This window comes from Methylobacter sp. BlB1 (genome assembly GCF_015476545.1).
Lineage (GTDB): Bacteria > Pseudomonadota > Gammaproteobacteria > Methylococcales > Methylomonadaceae > Methylobacter.
Genome location: NZ_JADMKV010000008.1, coordinates 14,771 through 36,362, shown reverse-complemented (window position 1 = coordinate 36,362; position 21,592 = coordinate 14,771). Strand labels below are relative to the sequence as shown.

Genomic DNA, 21,592 nt, shown 5'->3' with positions numbered 1-21,592 from the left:
ATATGACTAAGCTGATTTGCCAGAGAATTTTACTTAAATTAAGCGGTGAGGCGCTGATGAGCGAGACAGGCGGCAGTATCGATTCAGATATTGTCAAGCGTCTTGCCACGGAAATTAAAGATTTATGTGATGTAGGTATCCAGGTCGGCTTGGTCATAGGTGGCGGCAATATACTGCGCGGCGCTGACAAAGCTTCGGAAGGGCTGGACCGGGTGACCAGCGATCAGATGGGTATGCTGGCCACAGTCATCAATGCATTGGCCATGCAGGATGCGCTCGAGCATTTAGGTCAACAGGTTCGAGTCATGTCAGCCTTGAAAATCAATCAGGTATGCGAAGATTATATTCGCCGCCGGGCCGTGAGGCATTTGGAAAAAGGCCGCGTGGTAATTTTTGCAGCCGGCACGGGCAATCCTTTTTTTACCACCGATTCGGCAGCCAGCCTCAGAGCGATTGAAATCAACGCGCAACTGATGATTAAAGCGACTAAGGTCAAAGGCGTCTATTCGGCAGATCCTGAGAAAGTAAAAGATGCCGTATTTTATCCTCGATTAACGTATGATGAAGCCCTGGATCAGCGCCTGAACGTCATGGATGCGACTGCGCTGGTATTATGCAGGGACAATAATCTGCCGATGCGCGTCATGAATGTGTTTGAGAAAGGTGCCGTCATGAAACTGATGATGGGTGAAGAGATAGGGTCTCTTATTCAATGAGGAACATATAATGATAAGTGATATTCAACAGAATGCCGCAACCCGTATGGGCAAAAGCATAGAAGCGTTAAGGCATGAATTTTCAAAAATAAGAACGGGTAGGGCGCATCCGAGCCTATTGGAACAGATAACTGTTTCTTACTATGGTACAGAATCTTCGTTATCGCAGGTTGCCAATATTGCTGTTGAAGATGCACGTACTTTAACTATCACGCCATGGGAAAAGACCATGGTGCAGGCGATCGAAAAAGCGATTTTGAAGTCGGATCTCGGTTTGAACCCGAATACCACCGGCATGACTATCCGCATTCCATTGCCGCCGCTGACTGAAGAGCGCCGTCGCGATCTCGTTAAAGTGGTCAGGCATGAAGCGGAGAATGGCCGTGTGGCGATCAGAAATATTCGCCGTGATGCCAATTCGGAAATAAAGGACGCATTGAAGGAAAAAATGATTTCCGAAGATGAAGCGCGCGCTGCTGAAGAGAAAATCCAAAAATTGACCGATCAATATATCAAGGAAGTGGAAAAATTATTGGAAGCCAAAGAGGCAGATCTGCTGTCAATTTAACTGAGATTTAGCAATGTCAGCTGATGATTCCAACAGTTTAGAATCAGATAATAACAAGCCGCGCCATATCGCCATCATTATGGATGGCAATGGCCGCTGGGCACAGAAAAGATTTATGCCGCGCCCTATGGGGCATCAGGCCGGCGTCAAGGCCGTCAGAAAAGTCGTCGAATACTGCGCCAAACAGGAGATTGAGGTTTTATCCCTGTTCGCTTTCAGCAGCGAGAACTGGCGACGTCCACAAGAAGAAGTTTCCATGCTGATGAGCTTGTTTATCACTACGCTGCAGCGGGAAATCGACAAACTGCACCGTAACGATATCCGCTTGCGGTTTATCGGCGACAGAACGGCATTTCCAGAAAAATTACAGGCTAAAATTGCCGAAGGAGAGGCGAGGACAAAGGACAACATGGGCTTAACCCTTGTTGTGGCGGCAAACTACGGAGGTCGCTGGGATATGTGTCAGGCCTTCCGGAAAGTGGCTGAAAAAATAGCGGCCGGCGAACTGGAAAGCCAGGAGATCAATGAAAAGCTGGTCGAACGATATTTATCCACTGCTGACCTGCCCGAGCCCGATCTGTTTATCAGAACAGGCGGCGAGCAACGTGTCAGTAATTTTCTGTTGTGGCAATTAGCCTATACGGAGCTGTATTTTACACCGACACTCTGGCCGGATTTCGACCAGGATTCAATTGAAGACGCTATTAAGAGCTTTAAAAGCCGGCAGCGGCGGTTTGGCCATACCGGGGAGCAGGTGCTTAATAAAGCCGTCACCTTCTAAATCTTAATAATCACAATAATTAATAAAATGTTACTGCAGCGAATTATAACCGCCTCAATATTGGCTCTTTTGGTCGTACTGGCTGTGTTCCAGTTGCCTTCGGAGTATTTTTCATTAGTTTTAGGATTGATCATTTTGGTTGCCGCCTGGGAATGGAGCGATTTGGCAGGCATCAGTTCACCGTTGAAGCGGGGCTTGTTGTTACTGGCGCTGGTTCTGCCGATGCTGGGCCTTCATTTCTGGACTTATTTTCTCGAGCTGATTGCGCAAAGCTTCGATTGGCCCGAAGTCAGGAGTTATTCTGGTGCGCTGGAATGGCTGGTTATCCCGCCGGTACTGTTCTGGATACTGGCCATGATACTGATCAGAAGCAGGCCGTCGGAGATGTTGAAACTGCAGCTGGGAACGCGTTATAAAGCGTTGATCGGCTGGTTCGTCTTATTGTCGGCCTGGTTGTTTTTGAGCCGGCTGAGAGCCATATGGGGCGAGGGAATGGTGCTTTATTTCCTGCTCCTGATCTGGGCAGCCGATATTGCAGCCTACTTCATCGGCAAGAAATACGGGCAAACCAAGCTGGCGCCTGAAATCAGTCCCGGCAAAACAGTAGCGGGCATGTATGGCGCTTTAATAGCCGGTGTGGTTTGCGCAGTTGTTCTAAGCCTGTTCTATGGTTATAACTTTATGATCGCATCGGACTTTGTTCTGCTGTCCGTATTGACGGTCCTGGTTTCTATTTATGGCGATTTGTTTTTCAGCCTCGCCAAGCGCCAGCGCGGCGTAAAAGACAGCGGTTCCATTCTGCCGGGACATGGCGGCATTTTGGATCGCATCGACAGTCTCATTGCCGCAGCGCCGTTTTTCTACGCCGGTATTTTCCTGATGTCTGGGTTAGTGGCATGAAGAAAGGCATTTGCATACTCGGAGCGACCGGCTCGATCGGCGTCAGTACGTTGGATGTGGTGGCCAGGCATGCCCATCTTTACAAGGTCGTCGCCTTAACCGCCAATACCAATACCGATACCTTGTACGAACAATGTCTGGCGCATCGCCCGGAATACGTCGTTATTGTTGATGAGGCTAAGGTTCAGGCATTCAAGGACAAACTGAAGAATTCACCGGTCCCAGACATTAAAGTCCTGTCCGGCGCCCATGCGCTGGAGCATGTTGCCACGTTGGACAACGTCGATTCGGTCATGGCGGCTATCGTCGGCGCGGCGGGACTGCTGCCCAGCTTGGCTGCGGCAAAGGCCGGCAAAACCGTATTGCTGGCTAATAAAGAAGCGCTGGTCATGTCCGGCGACATTTTCATGCAGGCCATAGCCGATTCGGGGGCGCAGTTGCTGCCGATCGACAGCGAGCACAATGCGATATTCCAGTGTATGCCTGCCGGTTATAAAACCGGCGTGCGCGCCAAGCAGGCCAGACGCATTCTGCTCACCGCTTCGGGCGGCCCGTTCCGCGAACTGCCGCTGGAGCAAATGCCGCATGTGACGCCAGCTCAAGCGGTCGCTCATCCCAATTGGGACATGGGCAAGAAAATTTCAGTCGATTCAGCCACGATGATGAACAAAGGTCTGGAAATGATCGAAGCCTGTCTTCTGTTCAATATGACTCCGGACCAAATACAGGTGGTCATCCATCCGCAAAGCGTTATCCATTCGATGGTCGATTATGTGGATGGTACCGTGCTGGCGCAGATGGGCAACCCGGACATGCGCGTTCCCATCGCCCACTCCCTGGCTTGGCCGGAACGGTTCGAATCCGGCGTGGAGCCGCTTAATATTTTCGAAGTCCGCCGCATGGATTTCCAGGAACCGAATCTGGAGCGTTTTCCCTGCCTGCGCCTGGCGTATGAGGCCATCAATGCCGGCGGGATCATGCCGACCGTATTGAATGCCGCCAATGAAATAGCGGTGGACGCCTTTTTGAATGAGCGCGTGCGCTTTACCGATATTCCGGTCATCATTGAGCGCTGTATGCAGCAATTTGAAGTCAAACCGGCCGATAGTCTGGAAATTGTTCTGGACGTGGATAAACAAGCCAGAAAGTTGTCTAATAAAATTATTGACGAGCTTATTGGTTAAAGGACTTCATGCATACTCTGTTTTATTTCATCATTGCTATCGGTATTCTTGTTTCATTTCATGAATTTGGGCACTTTTGGGTAGCCCGCAGAGCCGGAGTCAAAGTGCTCAGGTTCTCCGTAGGTTTCGGCAGAGTATTGTGGTCCTACCGGAAAGATCCTGAGTCAACAGAGTATGTCATATCGGCCATTCCTCTGGGCGGTTATGTCAAAATGGTCGATGAACGCGAGGGCGAGGTCAAAAAAGAGGATCTGCCTTATGCCTTTAATCAGCAGCCGGTGTTGACAAGAGCAGCCATCGTGGCGGCAGGGCCCGTGTTTAACCTGATGCTTGCCGTCGTTTTGTTCTGGAGCGTATTGGTCATCGGCGAAGTCGGCATAAAGCCGGTGCTCGGTCCGGTGGAACAGGGCACGCTGGCGGCAGAGGCGGGCTTTGCAGAAGGCGACGAGATCATCTCCGTCAATGGCAAAGCGACGCCGACCTGGGCCGAGGCCTTGAGTGTTTTGGTCGCTTCCGCACTTGATAGCGGAGAGCAAGTAGAAGTCAAAGTCAGAAATTTTGAAGATGCGCAAAGCACCAAAATTTTGAGGATTCCAGAAAAAGACAGCAACGATCCTGATGTCTTATATAAACGATTGGGTTTTAAACCCTGGACGCCAAAACTGAAGCCGGTCATAGGACAAGTGCTCGCCGGTGGTGCGGCATCTGAAGCCGACTTGCAGACAGGCGACCTGATCATCAGCGCTGACGGTACTGAAATCAATGACTGGATGCAGTGGGTGGAGTATGTAAAAAGCCACCCCGGCGCAGCGATCAATGTGATTATCGAGCGCGATGACAGACGCATGCCGATAATATTGACGCCTAAGAGCGTCATGTCCGAACAGAAAACCGAAGGAAAAATCGGCGCGTCCGTTCAGGTGCCGGAAGGTCTGACGGATTCCATGCGTGCCGAATATTCTCTATCGCCGCTCCAGGCCGTGCCTGCCGCTTTCGAAAAAGCTTATTATTATTCCGTCTCAACCTTGAAAATGATGGGCAAAATGCTGGTCGGCAAGGCTTCTGTTGAGAATTTAAGCGGTCCCATCAGTATTGCCCAGTTTGCCGGGCAGTCGGCCACGATGGGCTTTACCCATTTCCTGAAATTCCTTGCCCTGGTGAGCGTCAGTCTCGGCGTGCTCAATCTGTTGCCTATACCGGTGCTGGATGGCGGGCATTTAATGTTTTTCGGCATAGAAGCCATTAAAGGCACTCCTGTTTCGGAAAAGGTACAACTTTTCTTTCAACAGATTGGCATGGCCTTGCTGTTTTTTCTAATGGTATTCGCCATGATTCTGGATATTGGGCGTTTATTTCAATAATAAGATCACTGATTATAACCGATGTTATGCGGCTATCTGACTTCGGCCAATGTCTCCCCCCCCCCCCCCCCCCGTAGGGTACGCACTGCGTACCTCTCTTTTAACGATCCGGTGAATATATAAAGGTACGCATTGCGTACCCTACAATGTAAAGGAAAAAACGAGAAGACCATGAAAAAAATTATCAAGATTGCCGCACTATCACTATTCGGCCTGACCTTGCCTGTCGCTCATGCAGATGAAAATGCCATCCGGCAGGCATTCTCAACGTCCATGCCTGAAGTAAAAATCGATTCCGTCAAACCTTCCGAGATAAAAGGCCTCTATGAGGTTGCAATCGGCGCGAATATTTTTTATGTGTCTGATGACGGCAAATATTTACTGCAAGGTCATCTAATCGATGTAGCGAAGCGTACCGACCTGACGGAAGAAAAATTAGGCAACACGCGCAAACAGGCTCTTGAAAAACTTGGCCAGGATAAAATGATCGTGTTCAAGCCGAAGATAGCTAAATACAAAATCTATGTTTTTACCGACATCGATTGCGGCTATTGCCGCAAACTGCATTCGGAAATCGATCAGTACATGGCCCAGGGCATACAGATCCAATACCTGTTTTTCCCGAGAGCCGGCAAGGGTTCGGATTCCTACAACAAAGCCGTTTCCGTCTGGTGTTCTGAAGACCGCAATGCGGCGCTGACAGAAGCCAAAAAAGGCGGAACGCCGGCCGCCAAGACCTGCGACAATCCGGTCGACGAACACATGCAGCTCGGCGCAGAGTTTGAAGCCAGAGGCACGCCGATGATCGTTACCGAAAAGGGCACGATCTATCCGGGCTATATGCCGGCTAAGCAGTTGGCTGAGGCTCTGGAAAGCGAAGCGAATCCGAAATAGCATGGCCGGCCGTTAGTAAGCCCTGCATAAAGGACTTCGAAGTGCTGGGTTTACCAACCCAGCCTACCCGCTGCCCTGCCAAAATCAAGGCGAAATCCATTGTAGGGTACGCATCGCGTACCTTTCCAGGGCTTTCCGGCACACCGCAAGTCCGGAAAGGTACGCGATGCGTACCCTACAAAGCTGTCATGCTTTCCGGCTAAACCATCTCCTTGAGCCGATAGAGCAAGTCCAAAGCCTGACGGGGGCTGAGCTCGTCGGGATTCATATCCTCCAGCAGACACACGGCAGGATGGCATTCCTTGGCCGAAAACAGATCCAGCTGATTAATCCCGGTTTCCGCCTGCTGCTCTATGTAGGCATTGTTTTCCAGATGCTGTAATTTGGCTTTGGCCTTATCGATCACGGAACGCGGCACGCCGGCCAGCGAAGCTACCTGCAGGCCGTAACTCTGATTGGCCGGTCCTTCCTTGACCGCATGCAGGAAAATAATCCGGTCGCCGTGTTCCATGGCATCCAGATGCACATTATGGATAGTTTCCTGCTCATCAGCCAGCGTTGTCAGCTCGAAATAATGCGTGGCGAACAGGGTAAACGCCTTCGTTTCCTTGGCCAGATAATCGGCGCAGGCCCAGGCCAGCGACAGGCCGTCGAACGTGCTGGTGCCGCGGCCGATTTCGTCCATTAAAATCAGGCTTTTCGATGTGGCATTGTGCAGGATGTTCGCCGTTTCCGACATTTCCACCATAAACGTTGAACGGCCGCTGGCCAGATCATCGGAAGCGCCTATGCGCGTGAAAATCTTGTCGACAGGGCCGCAGGTCAGGGTTTTGGCTGGCACATAACAGCCGATATGCGCGATCAGGACGATCAGCGCCGCCTGGCGCATATAAGTGGATTTGCCGCCCATGTTAGGCCCGGTGATGATCAGCATGCGCCGCTGGCTGGAAAACGACAAGTCATTGGGCACGAACGGAATATCGGACACCTGCTCGACCACCAGATGCCGGCCGGCCTCGATATGGATGCCGGGTTCGTCGACCAGTGCCGGTTCGGACAGATTCAGCGTATCGGCGCGTTCGGCAAAATTGACCAGCACATCGAGTTCGGCCAGCGCGGCGGCGCACTCCTGCAGAGGGATCAAGGAGGCGGCGATGATCGAAAGCAGTTCCTCGTACAGAGACTTCTCGAAGGCCAGCGATTTTTCGCGCGCGCTGAGGACTTTATCTTCAAACGCTTTCAGCTCTTCCGTCACATAGCGCTCGACGCCTTTCAGTGTCTGTTTGCGAATATAATGGCCGGGCACTTTTTCGGCATGCAGGCGCGAAATCTCGATATAGTAGCCCTGCACGCGGTTATAGTTGACTTTCAGATTCGTGATGCCGGTCGCGGCTTTCTCCCGATTTTCCATATCAATCAGGAACTGGTCGGCGTTCTGGCTCAGGTTGCGCAGTTCATCGAGTTCCCGGCTATAGCCCGGCGCAATTACGCCTCCGTCCCGGATCAGCACGGGCGGGTTATCAATGACGGCTTTGTTCAGCAGTTGCAGCATCACCGGCTGCTCGCCGATTTTTTCACTTAACAGCGTCAATTGCGGATTGTCGCTCGCAGCAAGCACTTGCTGCAAGGCCGGCAGCACCGCCAGCGTATTGCGCAATACGATTAAATCCCGGGGCCGCGCCGACTTCAGGGCAATGCGCGAGCTGACTCGTTCAATATCGCCGACTTGCCGAAGCTGGGCCTGCACATCGCGGTACAGTTGGCCGTTCAATAAGGTAGCGAGGCAGGCGTAGCGGTCTTTCAGTATGGCATGATTGCGCAAAGGCCGGTTGATCCAGCGCCGCAGGCAGCGGCTGCCCATGGCCGTAGCGGTTTTGTCCAGCACGCCGAACAGTGTGTATTGCAGTTGTCCGGACGGGTGCGAGTCCAGTTCCAGATTGCGGCGGCTGGCCGCGTCGAGCACGATGCTGTCGTCGCTGTTCTCAATGCGGATGCCCTGAATGTGCGGCAGCGCGCCTTGCTGCGTGTCCTTGACGTATTGCAGCAGGGCGCCGGCGGCGGCGATGGCGGCCGGCATATGCTCGCAACCGAAACCTTTCAGGTCGTGCGTGTTGAACTGCTTCAGCACCAGCTGTCGCGCGCTGTCGGTTTCGAAATGCCAGGGCGGCCGGCGGCACAGGCCGCTGCGCTGCTTGATGGCGGCAGGCAACGGCCAGTCCTCGCTGAACAACAGTTCGGCAGGGTTCAGGCGGCCGATTTCGCCGAGCAGCTGATCCTCGGATTCAACCTGCTGCAGGATAAAACGGCCGCTGGTCAGGTCCAGCGTGGCGATGCCGAAGTGATGATTCAGAACGCAGACGGCGACCAGCAGATTGTCCTTGCGGTCTTCGAGCAGGGCCTCGTCCGTGACCGTGCCGGGCGTGACGATGCGCACTACCTTGCGCTCGACAGGGCCTTTCGAAGCCGCAGGATCGCCGATCTGCTCGCAAATCGCGACCGATTCGCCGTTGCGCAGCAGTCTGGCGATATAGCCTTCGGCCGCATGATAAGGAATGCCGGCCATGGCGATCGGCGTGCCGGCCGATTGCCCGCGGCTGGTCAGGGTGATATCGAGCAGCTGCGCCGCTTTCTTGGCATCGTCATAGAAAAGTTCGTAAAAATCCCCCATGCGGTAAAAAACCAGCGTATCGGGATGATTGGACTTGATGCGCAGATACTGCTGCATCATCGGTGTGTGGGGGGTAGCGGAATTTTGATTTATACTCATGTGCCTATTTTATCCGAAGTCGCAGGGGAGTCACCATCATGGATCACGAATTATTTGAACTGGCCGAACAGCTGGGCCGCTCGCTGAAAGCCGGCGGAAGAAAAATCGTCACGGCCGAATCCTGCACCGGCGGCTGGATTGCCCAGACCATCACCGAAGTGCCGGGCAGTTCGGCCTGGTTTGACCGGGGCTTTGTGACCTACAGCAATATATCAAAAGTGCAGATGCTGGGCGTCAGGCAGGAAACGCTGGAAAAATACGGGGCCGTCAGCGCTGAAACGGCAATGGAAATGGCGCAGGGCGCTCTGTCAAACAGCGATGCGAACTGCGCCTGCGCCGTAACCGGCATCGCAGGACCCGATGGTGGCTCACCGGAGAAGCCTGTAGGCACGGTTTTTATCGCCTGGCAATACAAAGACGGCGGCTGCGAGGTGATAAAAAAGCAATTTGCCGGAGCTCGGCATCAAATCAGGCGGCAAACGGTGAAAACGGCTATCGAAGGAATAGCCGACTATAAATTGATGTTGGCGGCAGGGGGTTAGATCGGGCTGGCGAGAGCCTATCCGGCAATGATTGCCAATCAATCAGTGACAACTTGGCTAACCTGAAAGCGCATAAAGTGCGGCGTAGATTCAATAAATTTAGCTAGGCAAAAGGTTCCGTTTACCAATCTCTTATCGATGGCAAAGCGAGTCCCTGTGCTGTAATTATCGGGAGACAGGAGAAATTCGGTTTTTCCGTCGACACGCTTGATGATGAATCCTTCTTTTTCATTGATTTCAATCGGGTAAACATTGCCGTCCAGAATCTCCAACAGTATGTGCTTCAGGCTCGTCACGGGCTCGATGCGCTGATAGCGGATAATCGCCAGCAGCGGTTTTTTATTCTCCCGTATGAAAACTAGCGGTTCTCCGATTGCGCAATCCTGGCCGATCTTAGCTGTATAAAAGTAGGGACTGTCGGTTTTAAAGGCTCTGGTTTTGGCGATAAACGCTGGTCTTTCATCTTTGAGAAATTTGGTTGTGATAAAACCAAAGCTATTTTTCCCGTCTTCCAGAGGCTCAAGTTCAAGTTCGCTTGTCTCTGATTGCTCTTCCAGGGTTCCGCTCAGTTCAAGAATACGAAATCTGTTGATCAGCATTTTCAGCAATTGGGCCGCCCATGCCGTTCCTATGGCTATATCGCATTCAGTGGGGCTGGCCGGATCGGCCGATTCCCTGACCGGCTCATAAGCGGTCAGCCGGTTCAATGCCGACAGGAAAGTTTGGTAATGCTGCAGATGCGCCGTATTTGACTCAAAGTAGCGAATGATGCCCGATGTATTGATATACAGGATCCCGTCGTCCGCTCTATAGGGATCAGTATAGTGTGGGGCTGCAAGCGAATCAGGATGCCAACAGAAGAATGAAGATTCGGACGGGTTCGTATCCAGTATCAGCAAACGGCAGAGCTTGCCGGTTGCGTGAAAAATATCGGCAATTTCCGAAGGGGAAAAATCATAGGCGTTGCAGATAGAGAACAACAGTGCCTGTTTCAGGGCGGCTTCGATAGTTAGTTGCCGGTTCAGGCTTGGGGCAACATCCTGAATATCCAGATCAAGGATATCGAACGCTTTGGCGTTCAGGTAAAGCTCGCTGATTTTTGCCCAGAGCGCGGTATCAGGCGCTTCATAAAATACAGCGTTGCGCCTCATCAGCAGGCAGGACAGTTGCATGGCCTTGTAAATAATCGAAGCTTGCTGCGCTTTGCATAGCGTACTGTCATTGCTGATGCTGCAATAAGCGAAACAGAGCGTTTTGGTAAGTTGAGTGGAAAAATGAACCAGTTTTCTTGTTTTATCGGCAGCATGGGCGGCCTTGTTGCTGGTCGCTATGTGCACAAGGCTGTTGGACGCCATTAAAATGGCCGGCGCTAATTGATCCAGGACTGAATAGAGCACTGAGGCTTCAATAGCCGAGTTGCTGAGTTTTTTAATAAGTGTGTAGAGCTGATTGACCTTGTCGTTAACCGATAAAGGTTCCAACGCAGCCAGCCAATTGTCTATAGACTCTGGATCCAGCGCAAAGGGGAAAGCATGGGAATCAGCCATAAGTATATAAACAGGAATTATTTAAGAAAGAACTAATTATAGTCTTACTTTTATTCCAGGGGATGGCGTTTTGTAAAAATATTGATTCCTGAGATAGGTGACACAGTCTTGTCACCCCAAAAATTAAAAGCACCAATAAAAAAACCATCCAATCTCTTGCAGGATTGGATGGTTTGTATTCGATTAAGGTATAGATTATATTTTTAATCGAAGGCAAAAATGTTGTTCGCCTTATTAACTATTAAGAGCAAGAGGCAGGTTTAACAGCTGCGTCTAGATCAGAAGCGCAAGTCCATTGACCGGTTGAATTATCGTAAGTAAAAGTCACTGTTTTGCCGATAACTTTTGTATTCGCACCGGAAGCGACATAGGTTGCTTTAAGTGTCCAAGCTTTATCAGCACCGGCTGCCTCAATCTTATCAACATATTTACCTTTGATTACAGAGCCAGCAGGAATAGTCCAAGTGCCAACTTCTGAGTATGCCGCAGTAACCGGAGATTTAAGTCCATCAATTAATTCGAAAGCTTCAGAAGCTTGGGCTTTTGCTGTGTAATCGTTATAAGCCGGAATCGCAATCGCTGCCAAAATACCGATGATCGCAACAACGATCATTAATTCGATTAAGGTAAAACCTTGTTGTACTTTTCTCATTTGAGTGTTCATGGTGCTTTTCCTTTTTAGTTATGGAAAGTTTAGAGTTACGTCAGTAATAATGCAAAGGCCGTGCCAAAATGTGCGAAGCGTGATTTTGCAGGGTTTCAGGGGCAGGCGAAGGTCGGAAAGCTATTTAGCAATACCGTTAAAAATGGCAGGCTTTGTCAGTCTGTGACAAAAATGGTCAGTTTGCGGTGATATGTTTAGTTAATAAAGCATGGGCATCCGTGTTCTTTGTAGTTTTTATAGAATATTGAGGATTATGAGGCGACTGAAGCCGCCTCATACACTGTGAAAAGGCTTGCAGAAGTTTCCTGTCTGCTTATTTCGGTATTTCAAGCTTATCCACAGGCTTGTGGCTAACGGCGGTCGGAAAAGACACCTCGCCATTCGGAAACTTGGCGCCTTCAGGCCATAAATGGAAGATGATACCGTCAGTCCTGGCGGCCGCATCGGCGATTTCCTTGGCTTTCTCGGGCGACACATCATGTACTTGCACGCGGCCGGAGGCGATTTCCACCTTGTGGTCGTGGAAATGCTTGTTCCATTGCTCCAGCGTCACGCCGGAACGCGCGAGTTTTTGGTCAACGAAATATTCGATCTCGACGAGCTCGGCATTGGGATCGTCCGACAGGAAAATCATGCATTGCAGGATTTCGGGTTTGATCGATTTGCAATAATGGTGATAGGGGCCGTGCACAGTGCCGTCTTCATGGCGATGCGGCGCGGTGACATGAATATTGTAACCCTCGGCCGGCGTTTTCGGCCGCTCTTCGGCATTCAGAAGGTTGGGGATGAAGATGGTTGCCGTGCATGTTATCGTGAGAAAAAACCACTTTTTCATGAGTATCTCCTCTTTGGCTGGTTGCTTAGTAAAACCTAATAGGAACAAGAGGTAAAAAACTTTCCCTTGAGATTAAACGCTTGAGCCGTTAACAAAAATAAGATTGGCGATGGGGATTTTTGTTCAAGTTAATGTCGGGTGACAAACGGCTGCAACCGTAACTTATGATTAAGTGCTAGCACTTTACCCAAAGGGCCCACAGGGCATAAAGGCAAAGCTAATCCAATAATATGTCCGTTTAGTCTGGGACTTTTTATGTCTTTAATTGTCCATAGTTAATGGCAATAGGTATGACATAGTTGCCTTAAAGATATGACTTTCTGACTGGGGTGGAATCGGTGATGGAAAAATTATATGGTTTTTTACTGGTTATAGGTGGCGTGGCTCTTCTCTACGCTGTTTTGGTTTTTATGCCCATGCTTTTTACTTATCTCTCCTCCGGAGATTTTAGGCCTTGATGTAATTCATTATCCCCGCTAAATATTTTTGTCTATGCGATTAGATTCATAATCGGCATGCATTTGATCGCCCTAATAAATCCTCCAGCCTTACGGAATTGGGGTATTGGCACTTCGAGTATTTTTAGGCGTATCCGAAAATAAAGGCGAAATCATGCCGGCTAATGCCGCTGTTTTACGCAAAGCCGCAACCCAGCCCGCGAATTGTTCAGCTTGGGATTTTTTTATGGCGTTAATTGTCACATTCAGGTGCTGTTCATTAAGTGTAATATAATCATTCTGAGGTATGACTTTATGGCTGGAGTGTGATAGACAATGAAAAATTACCGCATAGCATTATTGAAGCTTATGATGGGGGCCTGCTTTTTTTTGTATGGTCATGAAACCATTGCCGAGGCTGGCACGGAACAGGATCAGGCCGAGCGCAGTAAATCAGCCGGTCAAAAAACAGACGCGCCGGCAGCGGACGCAGGCAATGCCACCGAATTTCAAAAGCCGCTCGATCTTTCCATTCCGTTCAAGATGACCGAGGGCGCCGCACAGAAGGGCGGGCAGAATGCTGTTGCGCAGGACCTGTTTGCAGCCGGAAAAAAGCAGCGGGCACTGGAACTGAACGGTGGCGCGGTTATGACGCACGATCCGGAAGGCGAGAAACAGCAAACCGTCGATGGGGCTGGCATTGTTTTCAATCTGAAACCTTAAGCAGCAGCCGGCTGTCAGCGGCGACACGGCCTAGCTTTCTATATTCAACTCGATATACGGACAGCACCGGTATTTCGGGTCATAGGACATCAGCAGGAAGGCCCGGTCTATAACCGAGAAATAGCGGAACGTATGATCCGACAGGATCGGGAACGTGTAATCAAAATTGAGGATGGGCTCGTCGGTGTGGATGAGCACCATATAGGTGTCGTAAGGTCCGCCTTTAATATTTTTGGCGATGTCCTTGGCTTTGAGGCGCCGCGTGATCGAATTGATCAGTTTGTCTTCGTCCCATTCGGCCCATTGTGTGAGGACGCCGTTTTTATAAGCCATGATGGCCTCGGGATCGACCAGTTCCGTCACCTCGACGCCCAGCCGCCTGCCGTCGAACAGCAAGGCTTCGCAATCGGGCGGATCATTGCCTCGGCCCCGCGTGCTGGGTTGGTCAAAAAAGGCGACATTCGTTACCTCCAGCGATGCTTTCAGCGAATGCACGATTCTTAATTCTTCCAGTTCACGATCTTCAGGGTATGCAAAGAAATCGCTGTATCGGCGCCATCTTCTGAGACCTTTCGGCATCAGGTAAGTTATTTCTTTTTCCTTCTCCATAATCAATTTCGACTGGTCAAGGTTTTTGCTAAGTTTCTGATTCTAACGCCAAAATATTACAGCGATGAAATTAATCTTGAATTCTTTGATCAAAATCAGTTCTATTAAAGGGTTTAACGGGATTTGCATAGGAGGGTTTAATGGAAATATTCGATTCGATAAATCTTTATCTGCACAGTCATCCGACACTGCTCGCCGAGATGATGTTCCTTTTTCGCCTCAAAGCCTGGATTCTTTGCGGGCTGGCGCTTTATTTCGTTGTCCTGATGCACAGGACCCAGAAGAAAGAACAGGCCGAGCTTGCCAAAAGGGATGACAATTTTCTGGCCTAGCGCCGGAGGGAATTCAAGGTGCCACCTTTATGCCAACAGAAGCGGCCGTATCGATACAAAAGCTGAGCAAAAGCTATGAGGAATCAGGCAGGCGGCATCAAATTTTCACTGATCTGAACCTGGATGTGAGCCGTGGCGAGTTCATCGTGCTGCTCGGCCGCAGCGGTTCCGGTAAATCGACCTTGCTGAATCTGATCAGCGGCATCGACCCTCCCGATGCCGGCAGCGTCATCATCAACGGCACCGACATCACGGCGCTTTCCGAGCACGGACGCACGCTGTTCCGCCGCCATCATCTGGGCTTTATCTTCCAGTCCTATAATCTGATCCCCACCCTGACCGTGGCCGAAAACCTGCTGCTGCCGCTGGAACTGATCAGGCCCCTGGCACGGGCGGACCGCGATAAAGTCGCAACGCTGCTGGACAAGCTCGGTCTTGCCGACCGTTGCGAGACTTATCCCGACCGGCTGTCGGGCGGCGAGCAGCAGCGCGTCGCCATCGCCAGAGCCCTGGTTCACGATCCGGACCTGATTCTCGCCGACGAGCCGACCGGCAACCTGGACCTGGAAACCGGCAGCCAGGTTCTGGCGCTGCTCGATACGCTGGTCAAAAAAGCCGGCAAGACCCTGGTCATGGCGACGCACAGCCGCGAAGTCATCGGTCAGGCCGACCGCATTGTTTCAATCCGCGATCAATCATTGGTTCCGGTTGATGAGCGCTGTCCTTAACCGGGCCAGCCGCAATTTTCTCTGGCGGCATCCCTGGCAACTGGTCCTGGCGCTTCTGGGCATTGCCCTGGGCGTCGCGGTCGTGGTTGCAATCGAACTGGCGATGGAAAGCGCGCTGGCGTCCTTTGACCAGACGCGCAAGGCTTTTTCGGGGGCGGCAACGCATCGCATCGTGGCCGGCGACGGCGGCCTCGATGAAAAACTCTACACGCGGCTGCGCGTGGAGCAGGGCATACAGCAGCTGTCGCCGATCGTGAGCGGTTATGTGCGGCGAGCCAATGACAGCTTCAGGCTGATCGGCATCGATCCGCTCGTTGAGAAATCCTTTCAATCGGCCTGGCAAAAACAGTACAGCGATGTCGGCTTTCTTGCCCGCCTGATCGCCGAGCCCGGCACGGCGCTGGTCAGCGAGCAAACGGCAGCGCGCCTGCATCTGAAAGTTGGTGATGAAATCATGGTCGAGGCCGGTAACGGCGAGCGCCGGTTAAAAGTCATCGCCCTGTTGTCGCCATCTCATGCCATCTCCGAACAGGCGCTGTCGGGATTGATCATAACCGATATCGCCACGGCGCAGGAGGTGCTGGGCCTGTATGGCAGGCTTAGTTCCATCGATGCGTTGATCGATAAAGACGCATCCGATACGCTGGCCCGGATACGCCGGATATTGCCGGCCAATGTCTTGCTGCTTTCGGCAGACGACCAGTCGCAAGCCATGCGCGAGATGACGCGCGCGTTTTCGATCAACCTGAAGGCTTTGGGGCTGTTGTCGCTGCTGGTCGGGCTGTTCCTGATCTATAACACGATGACGTTTCTGGTCGTGCAGCGCCGGCGCCTGATCGGCAGTTTGCGTGCGCTGGGCGTCACGCGGCGGCAGGTTTTTCAACTGATTATCAATGAGGCCTTCTGGCTGGCGATAGCCGGCACGGCGATCGGCATCGCGCTCGGCATCATGCTGGCTCAGGGCTTGCTGCATCTGATCTCGGGCACCATCAACGCGGTTTACTTCCGTCTCGATGCGGCTTCTTTAATGATCACGCCCGTGCAATTGGGCAAAGGCATCCTGCTGGGACTCGGCGCGACCTTGCTGGCCGTGCTGCCGCCCGCCTTGGAAGCGACGCGCTTGCCGCCGATGACGGTGTTGATCAGGTCGCAGCTGGAATCGGGCGTGCGCCGGTTGATCAAAGTGGCGGGCATGGCGGGCGGCCTGTTCATAGCGATTGGCTTGGCGCTGGCGCTGTGGTCCGGTAAAAGCATTTCGTTGGGGCTGGTCGGCATTTTTCTGTTGCTGTTCGGCTTCGCCTTGCTGACGCCGGTTTTCACGCTGATGGTCATGAAATTGGTCGAGCGCGTGTTCGGGCGTATTTCAGGCGTTTTGGGGCGCTTGCCGGCGCGCATGGTATCGGCCGAGATCAGCCGGACCGGCATCGCCATCGCGGCGCTGATGATGGCCGTTGCGGCGACGATCGGCATGGATCTGATGATAGGCAGTTTTCGGCATACGGTGCAGGAATGGCTGCAAGGCGCGCTACGCGCCGATCTGTATGTAGCGTTGCCGGCCGAGAAGACGCCGGCTTCCGCATCCGAAGCGCATCGCCTGAAAGCAAAACTGGCCGCGCATGCCGATGTGCAAATGCTGAGCAGTTTGCTGGCTGTGAACCTGATCGCCAATGATGCGCTTACCAGAGTGTCGGTGTATGAGCTGAATCCCCAGGCCAGACGCGGCTTTGTTTTCAAGCAGGCGGCCGGCACGGTCTGGGACCGGTTCGAGCGCGAACAGACAATTATTGCCACGGAACCTTATGCGTATCATCATGACGTCAAAGTCGGCCAGACGATCATGATGCGCACGGAAAAAGGTCAGCAGCCTTTTGAGGTGATCGCGGTTGAAGCCGACTACAGCGACCAGGGGCATCTGGTGATGAGTCGGCGCAATTATGGGCGCTACTGGCCCGACCTGGGGTATTCGGGCATCGGCATTTACGCCAAACCCGGCGTGGACTTGAAACGGTTGGAAGACCAGCTCGGCCAGTGGCTTAAGCCGCCGCAGTCGATACAGTCGAACCGGGCGATTTATAAGGCATCGATGGGCTTGTTCGAACAGACGTTCACGATTACGGAAAACTTGCGCTGGCTGTCGGCCATCATCGCGTTTGTCGGCGTTTTCAGCGCCCTGATGGCCTTGCAGTTCGAGCGAACGCGGCAATTGGGCGTGCTGCGGGCCATAGGTGTCACGCCAGTGCAGCTGACGGCGCTGATCATCGGCGAAACGGGACTGATGGGACTGGTGGCGGGTCTGTTTGCCGTGCCGGTTGGCTATGTTGTCGCGTATGTGCTGATTTTCGTCATTTACTTGCGTTCGTTCGGCTGGACGATGGCATTTTATTCCAATGCGGCCGTTGTTTATCAGGGGCTGGCGCTGGCGTTTGGCGCCGCTTTGCTGGCCGGCGTCCTGCCTGCGCTGAAAATGGCGCGGACCCGGCCGGCCGAAGCGTTGCGGAACGAGTGATGAAAAAACTGATTTTTTTAGGTTTGCTTATAGTGCTGGCGGTCCTCTGGTGGCTGCCTGCCAAATTCCCGTTTGATCTCGAACCGATTCCTGACAAGTCTTTCGGTAAAACCTTGTCGAAAAAAGACGATGTCTTCAGCGATGTATTGTCTGAAAGCGACAAAGGCTTTGCAAGGGCTCTAAAGCCGCGCAAGTTCTCGTTTCCTCTTGATCATGGCGCGCACGATCAATACCGGACCGAATGGTGGTACTTCACCGGCAACCTGAGCAGTGCCGAAGGGCGCAGGTTCGGCTATGAGCTGACGTTTTTCCGCTTTGCATTGAGTCCTGACGCGCCGGCATCAAAGTCGGCCTGGCGAAGCAATCAAGTATACATGGCTCATTTGACCCTGACCGATGCCGGGAAAGACCGTTTTTATACCGACGAGCGCTTCAGCCGCGCCGCCAATGGCTTGGCCGGCGCCTCCGATAAACAGTATCGGGTCTGGCTTTATGACTGGTCGGCTTCGGCCCGGGACAGCACGGATTTTCCGTTGCGTCTGTCCGCGAAAAGTGATGAATTCGCCATCGATTTTATGCTGACGCCCATGAAGGGGCCGGTTTTTCAGGGCGAGGACGGCCTGAGCCGGAAAAGTGATGAACCCGGCAACGCCTCGTATTATTATTCCTATACCCGGCTGGCGACCGAGGGCAGCGTGCGCATCGGCGACACTCTGTTTTCGGTAATTGGCAATAGTTGGATGGACAGGGAATGGAGCACGAGTTCATTGTCTAAGGAGCAGGCCGGATGGGATTGGTTCGCGTTGCAGCTCTCCGATGGCAGCGAATTGATGTTTTACCAGCTCAGACGCAAGGATGGTAGGGTTGACCGCAACAGTTCCGGTTCCATCGTGCTGGCCGACAATGTCAAAGTGCCGCTTACGGCGCAGGATGCTGCGATCGAAGTTTTGGCTACCTGGACGAGCCCGCATTCGAAGATCCGCTATCCGTCATCGTGGCGCTTGAGCGTGCCCGGCCAGCGGCTTGAGCTTGATGTCGTGCCGCTGATAAACGATCAGGAACTCAATGTCAGCGTCCGGTATTGGGAAGGCGCGGTCAGCATCAAGGGGACAAAAAACGGCAGGCCGGTTTCAGGCCAGGGCTATGTTGAGTTGACAGGGTATTGATACGCATTGCGTGTGGGTTGGGTAACTCCGAAACGCCGGGTTTATCAACCCAGCCTGACCGCTAATGAACAAAAAACATAAAAAAGCGAGGATGGCTATGAAAAAGATCTTGGTTACGGGGGCTACAGGCCAGATAGGCTCCGAATTGACAATGGCTCTGCGCGATCGATTCGGCGCGGATAATGTCGTGGCGGCCGGGCATGGCAGGCCGCCGCTCAGCGAGTTGCAGCAGACTGGGCCTTATTGCAGTTTCGATGTGCGCGATGTTCCGACATTGCGTCAGGTCGTCGAAGATTATCAAATCGATACGGTTTTTCATCTGGCATCGCTGTTGTCCGCGGTCGGGGAAGAAAAGCCGCAGCTGGCCTGGGATATCAACATGAACGGTCTGTTCAACGTGCTGGAGGCAGCGCGCGTGCATGGCTGCGCCGTATTTTTTCCCAGTTCCATCGGCGCTTTCGGGGGCGGCACGCCCGCTGTCGATACGCCGCAGGACACGATTCAGCGCCCTGCCACTTTATACGGCATTACCAAGGTCTCAGGGGAACTGCTGTGCGATTATTATTATCGCCGTTTCGGCGTCGACACGCGCGGTTTGCGCTATCCTGGGCTGATCTCGAATGTTGCATTGCCGGGCGGCGGCACGACGGATTATGCCGTGGATATTTTTTATGAGGCCGTCAAAAACGGGCATTACGATTGTTTTCTTGAGGCCGACACGCAACTGGACATGATGTATATGCCCGATGCGATCGATGCCGCGATTCGGTTAATGACGGCGGACGGCCGAAAGCTGCGCCATCGCAATGCCTTCAATATCACGGCCATGAGTTTTACGCCCCGGCAGCTGGCTGCGGAAATACAGAAGCATCTGCCGGGATTTACGATCGGTTACCGTATCGATCCGGTGCGTCAGGCGATCGCCGATTCCTGGCCCCGGCATATGGACGATAGCGCTGCAAGAGCGGAATGGGGCTGGCAGCCGCGCTTCGATCTGTCGAAAATGGTCGAGGATATGCTGGAGAAAATAGAGGTCAAACTGGGCAAAGGCTAAGGAGGTATTTATGTCGCTGACAAAAATCGAGCAGTTATTCAATGCGAAATTAACTCAGTTGCAAGAGCAGGGCATAAGCAAGGGCAATGAGAAAATCATTACCGGCCGGCAAGCGGCCGCGGATGGTTTCGGTCCGCGCTATTTTCTGGAAGGCTGCGCGGATCAGGCGTTTTTGCGCATGAATTCCAATTCCTATCTGGGCTTGACCGGACATCCCGAGTTAATTAAGGCAGAAGCTGAAGCGGCAGAAAAATTCGGTACGGGGCCCGGCGCGGTGCGCTTCATCAGCGGCACTTACCGACCGCATGTCGAACTGGAGAAAAAGCTGGCCGAATTTCACGGCCGCGATGCCGCCATGATCATGAGCGCCGCCTATGCGACCATGATCGGCGTGCTGCCGCAGTTTATCTCTGACGAGACACTGGTCGTCAGCGATGCGCTGAACCACAACTGCATCATCAATGCGATTCGTCTGTCGCATCCGGTCAGGAAAGAAGTTTATGCGCATGCCGATGTTGATGCGCTGGAGCGCATCCTGGATGCCAATAAAGGCCAGGTCAGGCGAGTCTGCGTCGTGACGGACGGCATTTTCAGCATGCGCGGCGATCATGCGGCGCTTGACCGGATCAGTGCCTGCTGCCGGCGCCATGAAGCCGGCTATGACGAGGGCATTATCACCGTTGTCGATGATTCGCACGGGGTCGGCGCTTTCGGCCGGACCGGGCGCGGCACAGAAGAATATACCGGCGGCAAGGCCGATATCCTGATTGCCACGCTCGGCAAGGCGTTCGGCGTGAACGGCGGCTATGTGGCTGCGAGTTCGGCCGTCATCGCCTATCTGCGCGAAACAGCTCCTTTATACATCTACTCGAATCCGATCACGCCGGCCGAGGCGGCTGCAGCCATGGCTGCGCTAGACATTGCAGACGGTCCGGAAGGTATGCATCTGCTGGAGAAATTGCGCAGCCTGAGTGCGCGGCTCAGGGCCGGACTGATACGGTTGGGCTTTGAAACCTTGCCCGGCGAGCATCCTATCGTGCCCATTCTGATCAGAGATACGGAAAAAACCACGGCTTTGGTGGAACACTTGTTCACGCATCAGATTCTGGCTACGGGGCTCAATTATCCGGTCGTGCCGAAAGGCGAGCAGGAAATCAGGCTGCAGGTATCGGCTGATCATACCGAAAAGGATATGGATTATTTATTGGCTGTGCTGGCCGAGTTTAAGCCATAGCGCTCCAATGCAGGTACGGCTTTTCTATTTGGGGAAGGGCGGCT

At 52.8% G+C, this 21,592-nt stretch carries 20 protein-coding genes; 15 read left to right on the top strand and 5 right to left on the bottom strand.

What is annotated here, in order from left to right:
• Positions 1 to 2: 2 nt before the first annotated feature.
• The 7 genes from pyrH to IT781_RS04995 all read left to right on the top strand — a co-directional run bounded on the left by pyrH (position 3) and on the right by IT781_RS04995 (position 6,404).
• Positions 3 to 716 (top strand): UMP kinase, encoded by a 714-nt coding sequence (pyrH, locus tag IT781_RS05025; RefSeq protein WP_194969050.1) that lies wholly within the window; start codon positions 3 to 5, stop codon positions 714 to 716.
• Positions 717 to 726: 10 nt separating this feature from the next.
• Positions 727 to 1,284 (top strand): ribosome recycling factor, encoded by a 558-nt coding sequence (gene frr, locus IT781_RS05020; RefSeq protein ID WP_194969049.1) that lies wholly within the window; start codon positions 727 to 729, stop codon positions 1,282 to 1,284.
• A gap of 13 nt (positions 1,285 to 1,297) precedes the next feature.
• The gene (locus tag IT781_RS05015; RefSeq protein ID WP_194969048.1) at positions 1,298 to 2,065 is read left to right on the top strand and encodes an isoprenyl transferase; all 768 of its coding nucleotides are present in this window, start codon (positions 1,298 to 1,300) and stop codon (positions 2,063 to 2,065) included.
• A gap of 27 nt (positions 2,066 to 2,092) precedes the next feature.
• On the top strand, positions 2,093 to 2,965 hold the full coding sequence (locus tag IT781_RS05010) for a phosphatidate cytidylyltransferase (RefSeq protein ID WP_194969047.1): 873 nt from the start codon (positions 2,093 to 2,095) through the stop codon (positions 2,963 to 2,965).
• Positions 2,962 to 4,149 (top strand): 1-deoxy-D-xylulose-5-phosphate reductoisomerase, encoded by a 1,188-nt coding sequence (gene ispC, locus IT781_RS05005; RefSeq protein WP_194969046.1) that lies wholly within the window; start codon positions 2,962 to 2,964, stop codon positions 4,147 to 4,149. The genes IT781_RS05010 and ispC overlap by 4 nt, the downstream gene beginning before the upstream one ends.
• Positions 4,150 to 4,157: 8 nt before the next feature.
• The gene (gene rseP, locus IT781_RS05000; protein ID WP_194969045.1) at positions 4,158 to 5,510 is read left to right on the top strand and encodes an RIP metalloprotease RseP; all 1,353 of its coding nucleotides are present in this window, start codon (positions 4,158 to 4,160) and stop codon (positions 5,508 to 5,510) included.
• Between the two features lie 171 nt (positions 5,511 to 5,681).
• Entirely contained in the window at positions 5,682 to 6,404 is a 723-nt protein-coding gene (locus tag IT781_RS04995; protein ID WP_194969044.1) for a DsbC family protein, read from the top strand.
• Between the two features lie 199 nt (positions 6,405 to 6,603).
• Here IT781_RS04995 and mutS read toward each other — a convergent pair whose 3' ends face one another.
• Positions 6,604 to 9,171, bottom strand: coding sequence for a DNA mismatch repair protein MutS (gene mutS / locus IT781_RS04990; RefSeq protein ID WP_194969043.1), 2,568 nt, complete (start codon positions 9,169 to 9,171; stop codon positions 6,604 to 6,606).
• A 38-nt stretch (positions 9,172 to 9,209) separates the two neighbouring features.
• Between mutS and IT781_RS04985 the strand changes: the two genes are divergently transcribed.
• Positions 9,210 to 9,713 carry a CinA family protein gene (locus tag IT781_RS04985; protein ID WP_194969042.1) on the top strand — a complete coding sequence of 168 codons (504 nt, stop codon included), beginning with the start codon at positions 9,210 to 9,212 and terminating at the stop codon, positions 9,711 to 9,713.
• Positions 9,714 to 9,751: 38 nt separating this feature from the next.
• Here IT781_RS04985 and IT781_RS04980 read toward each other — a convergent pair whose 3' ends face one another.
• From IT781_RS04980 to IT781_RS04970, 3 genes are all read right to left on the bottom strand, one after another.
• Complete coding sequence (locus IT781_RS04980; protein ID WP_194969041.1) at positions 9,752 to 11,260, bottom strand: hypothetical protein; 1,509 nt, start codon at positions 11,258 to 11,260, stop codon at positions 9,752 to 9,754.
• Positions 11,261 to 11,501: 241 nt separating this feature from the next.
• The gene (locus IT781_RS22205; RefSeq protein WP_305076249.1) at positions 11,502 to 11,924 is read right to left on the bottom strand and encodes a pilin; all 423 of its coding nucleotides are present in this window, start codon (positions 11,922 to 11,924) and stop codon (positions 11,502 to 11,504) included.
• A gap of 313 nt (positions 11,925 to 12,237) precedes the next feature.
• On the bottom strand, positions 12,238 to 12,759 hold the full coding sequence (locus IT781_RS04970) for a DUF1264 domain-containing protein (RefSeq protein WP_194969040.1): 522 nt from the start codon (positions 12,757 to 12,759) through the stop codon (positions 12,238 to 12,240).
• Between the two features lie 773 nt (positions 12,760 to 13,532).
• On the opposite strand from IT781_RS04970, the gene IT781_RS04965 reads away from it, so the two are divergent.
• Positions 13,533 to 13,919, top strand: a complete 387-nt coding sequence (locus IT781_RS04965; protein ID WP_194969039.1) for a hypothetical protein — start codon at positions 13,533 to 13,535, stop codon at positions 13,917 to 13,919.
• Positions 13,920 to 13,949: 30 nt separating this feature from the next.
• Here IT781_RS04965 and IT781_RS04960 read toward each other — a convergent pair whose 3' ends face one another.
• Positions 13,950 to 14,528: a hypothetical protein gene (locus IT781_RS04960; protein WP_194969038.1), complete on the bottom strand. Its 579-nt coding sequence runs from the start codon at positions 14,526 to 14,528 to the stop codon at positions 13,950 to 13,952.
• 140 nt (positions 14,529 to 14,668) lie between these two features.
• On the opposite strand from IT781_RS04960, the gene IT781_RS04955 reads away from it, so the two are divergent.
• The 6 genes from IT781_RS04955 to IT781_RS04930 all read left to right on the top strand — a co-directional run bounded on the left by IT781_RS04955 (position 14,669) and on the right by IT781_RS04930 (position 21,548).
• Positions 14,669 to 14,860, top strand: coding sequence for a hypothetical protein (locus tag IT781_RS04955; RefSeq protein WP_194969037.1), 192 nt, complete (start codon positions 14,669 to 14,671; stop codon positions 14,858 to 14,860).
• A gap of 29 nt (positions 14,861 to 14,889) precedes the next feature.
• Positions 14,890 to 15,588 carry an ABC transporter ATP-binding protein gene (locus IT781_RS04950; RefSeq protein WP_194969036.1) on the top strand — a complete coding sequence of 233 codons (699 nt, stop codon included), beginning with the start codon at positions 14,890 to 14,892 and terminating at the stop codon, positions 15,586 to 15,588.
• Complete coding sequence (locus IT781_RS04945; RefSeq protein WP_194969035.1) at positions 15,572 to 18,094, top strand: FtsX-like permease family protein; 2,523 nt, start codon at positions 15,572 to 15,574, stop codon at positions 18,092 to 18,094. Before IT781_RS04950 ends, IT781_RS04945 begins: the two co-directional genes overlap by 17 nt.
• Entirely contained in the window at positions 18,094 to 19,260 is a 1,167-nt protein-coding gene (locus IT781_RS04940; protein WP_194969034.1) for a lipocalin-like domain-containing protein, read from the top strand. Before IT781_RS04945 ends, IT781_RS04940 begins: the two co-directional genes overlap by 1 nt.
• A 97-nt stretch (positions 19,261 to 19,357) precedes the next feature.
• Entirely contained in the window at positions 19,358 to 20,314 is a 957-nt protein-coding gene (locus IT781_RS04935; RefSeq protein WP_194969033.1) for an NAD-dependent epimerase/dehydratase family protein, read from the top strand.
• Positions 20,315 to 20,324: 10 nt separating this feature from the next.
• The gene (locus tag IT781_RS04930; protein WP_194969032.1) at positions 20,325 to 21,548 is read left to right on the top strand and encodes an aminotransferase class I/II-fold pyridoxal phosphate-dependent enzyme; all 1,224 of its coding nucleotides are present in this window, start codon (positions 20,325 to 20,327) and stop codon (positions 21,546 to 21,548) included.
• Positions 21,549 to 21,592: the final 44 nt, after the last annotated feature.

What these genes read in the sequence shown, in the direction of transcription:
- IT781_RS04980 (WP_194969041.1), bottom strand. Translation starts at nt 11,260, where the DNA reads ATGGCTGATTCCCATGCTTTCCCCTTTGCGCTGGATCCAGAGTCTATA.
- IT781_RS04960 (WP_194969038.1), bottom strand. Translation starts at nt 14,528, where the DNA reads ATGGAGAAGGAAAAAGAAATAACTTACCTGATGCCGAAAGGTCTCAGA.
- IT781_RS04985 (WP_194969042.1), top strand. Translation starts at nt 9,210, where the DNA reads ATGGATCACGAATTATTTGAACTGGCCGAACAGCTGGGCCGCTCGCTG.
- IT781_RS22205 (WP_305076249.1), bottom strand. Translation starts at nt 11,924, where the DNA reads ATGAACACTCAAATGAGAAAAGTACAACAAGGTTTTACCTTAATCGAA.
- IT781_RS05015 (WP_194969048.1), top strand. Translation starts at nt 1,298, where the DNA reads ATGTCAGCTGATGATTCCAACAGTTTAGAATCAGATAATAACAAGCCG.
- pyrH (WP_194969050.1), top strand. Translation starts at nt 3, where the DNA reads ATGACTAAGCTGATTTGCCAGAGAATTTTACTTAAATTAAGCGGTGAG.
- IT781_RS04955 (WP_194969037.1), top strand. Translation starts at nt 14,669, where the DNA reads ATGGAAATATTCGATTCGATAAATCTTTATCTGCACAGTCATCCGACA.
- IT781_RS04945 (WP_194969035.1), top strand. Translation starts at nt 15,572, where the DNA reads ATGAGCGCTGTCCTTAACCGGGCCAGCCGCAATTTTCTCTGGCGGCAT.
- mutS (WP_194969043.1), bottom strand. Translation starts at nt 9,171, where the DNA reads ATGAGTATAAATCAAAATTCCGCTACCCCCCACACACCGATGATGCAG.
- IT781_RS04995 (WP_194969044.1), top strand. Translation starts at nt 5,682, where the DNA reads ATGAAAAAAATTATCAAGATTGCCGCACTATCACTATTCGGCCTGACC.
- IT781_RS04940 (WP_194969034.1), top strand. Translation starts at nt 18,094, where the DNA reads ATGAAAAAACTGATTTTTTTAGGTTTGCTTATAGTGCTGGCGGTCCTC.
- frr (WP_194969049.1), top strand. Translation starts at nt 727, where the DNA reads ATGATAAGTGATATTCAACAGAATGCCGCAACCCGTATGGGCAAAAGC.
- IT781_RS04930 (WP_194969032.1), top strand. Translation starts at nt 20,325, where the DNA reads ATGTCGCTGACAAAAATCGAGCAGTTATTCAATGCGAAATTAACTCAG.
- IT781_RS04970 (WP_194969040.1), bottom strand. Translation starts at nt 12,759, where the DNA reads ATGAAAAAGTGGTTTTTTCTCACGATAACATGCACGGCAACCATCTTC.
- rseP (WP_194969045.1), top strand. Translation starts at nt 4,158, where the DNA reads ATGCATACTCTGTTTTATTTCATCATTGCTATCGGTATTCTTGTTTCA.
- IT781_RS05010 (WP_194969047.1), top strand. Translation starts at nt 2,093, where the DNA reads ATGTTACTGCAGCGAATTATAACCGCCTCAATATTGGCTCTTTTGGTC.
- IT781_RS04950 (WP_194969036.1), top strand. Translation starts at nt 14,890, where the DNA reads ATGCCAACAGAAGCGGCCGTATCGATACAAAAGCTGAGCAAAAGCTAT.
- IT781_RS04965 (WP_194969039.1), top strand. Translation starts at nt 13,533, where the DNA reads ATGAAAAATTACCGCATAGCATTATTGAAGCTTATGATGGGGGCCTGC.
- IT781_RS04935 (WP_194969033.1), top strand. Translation starts at nt 19,358, where the DNA reads ATGAAAAAGATCTTGGTTACGGGGGCTACAGGCCAGATAGGCTCCGAA.
- ispC (WP_194969046.1), top strand. Translation starts at nt 2,962, where the DNA reads ATGAAGAAAGGCATTTGCATACTCGGAGCGACCGGCTCGATCGGCGTC.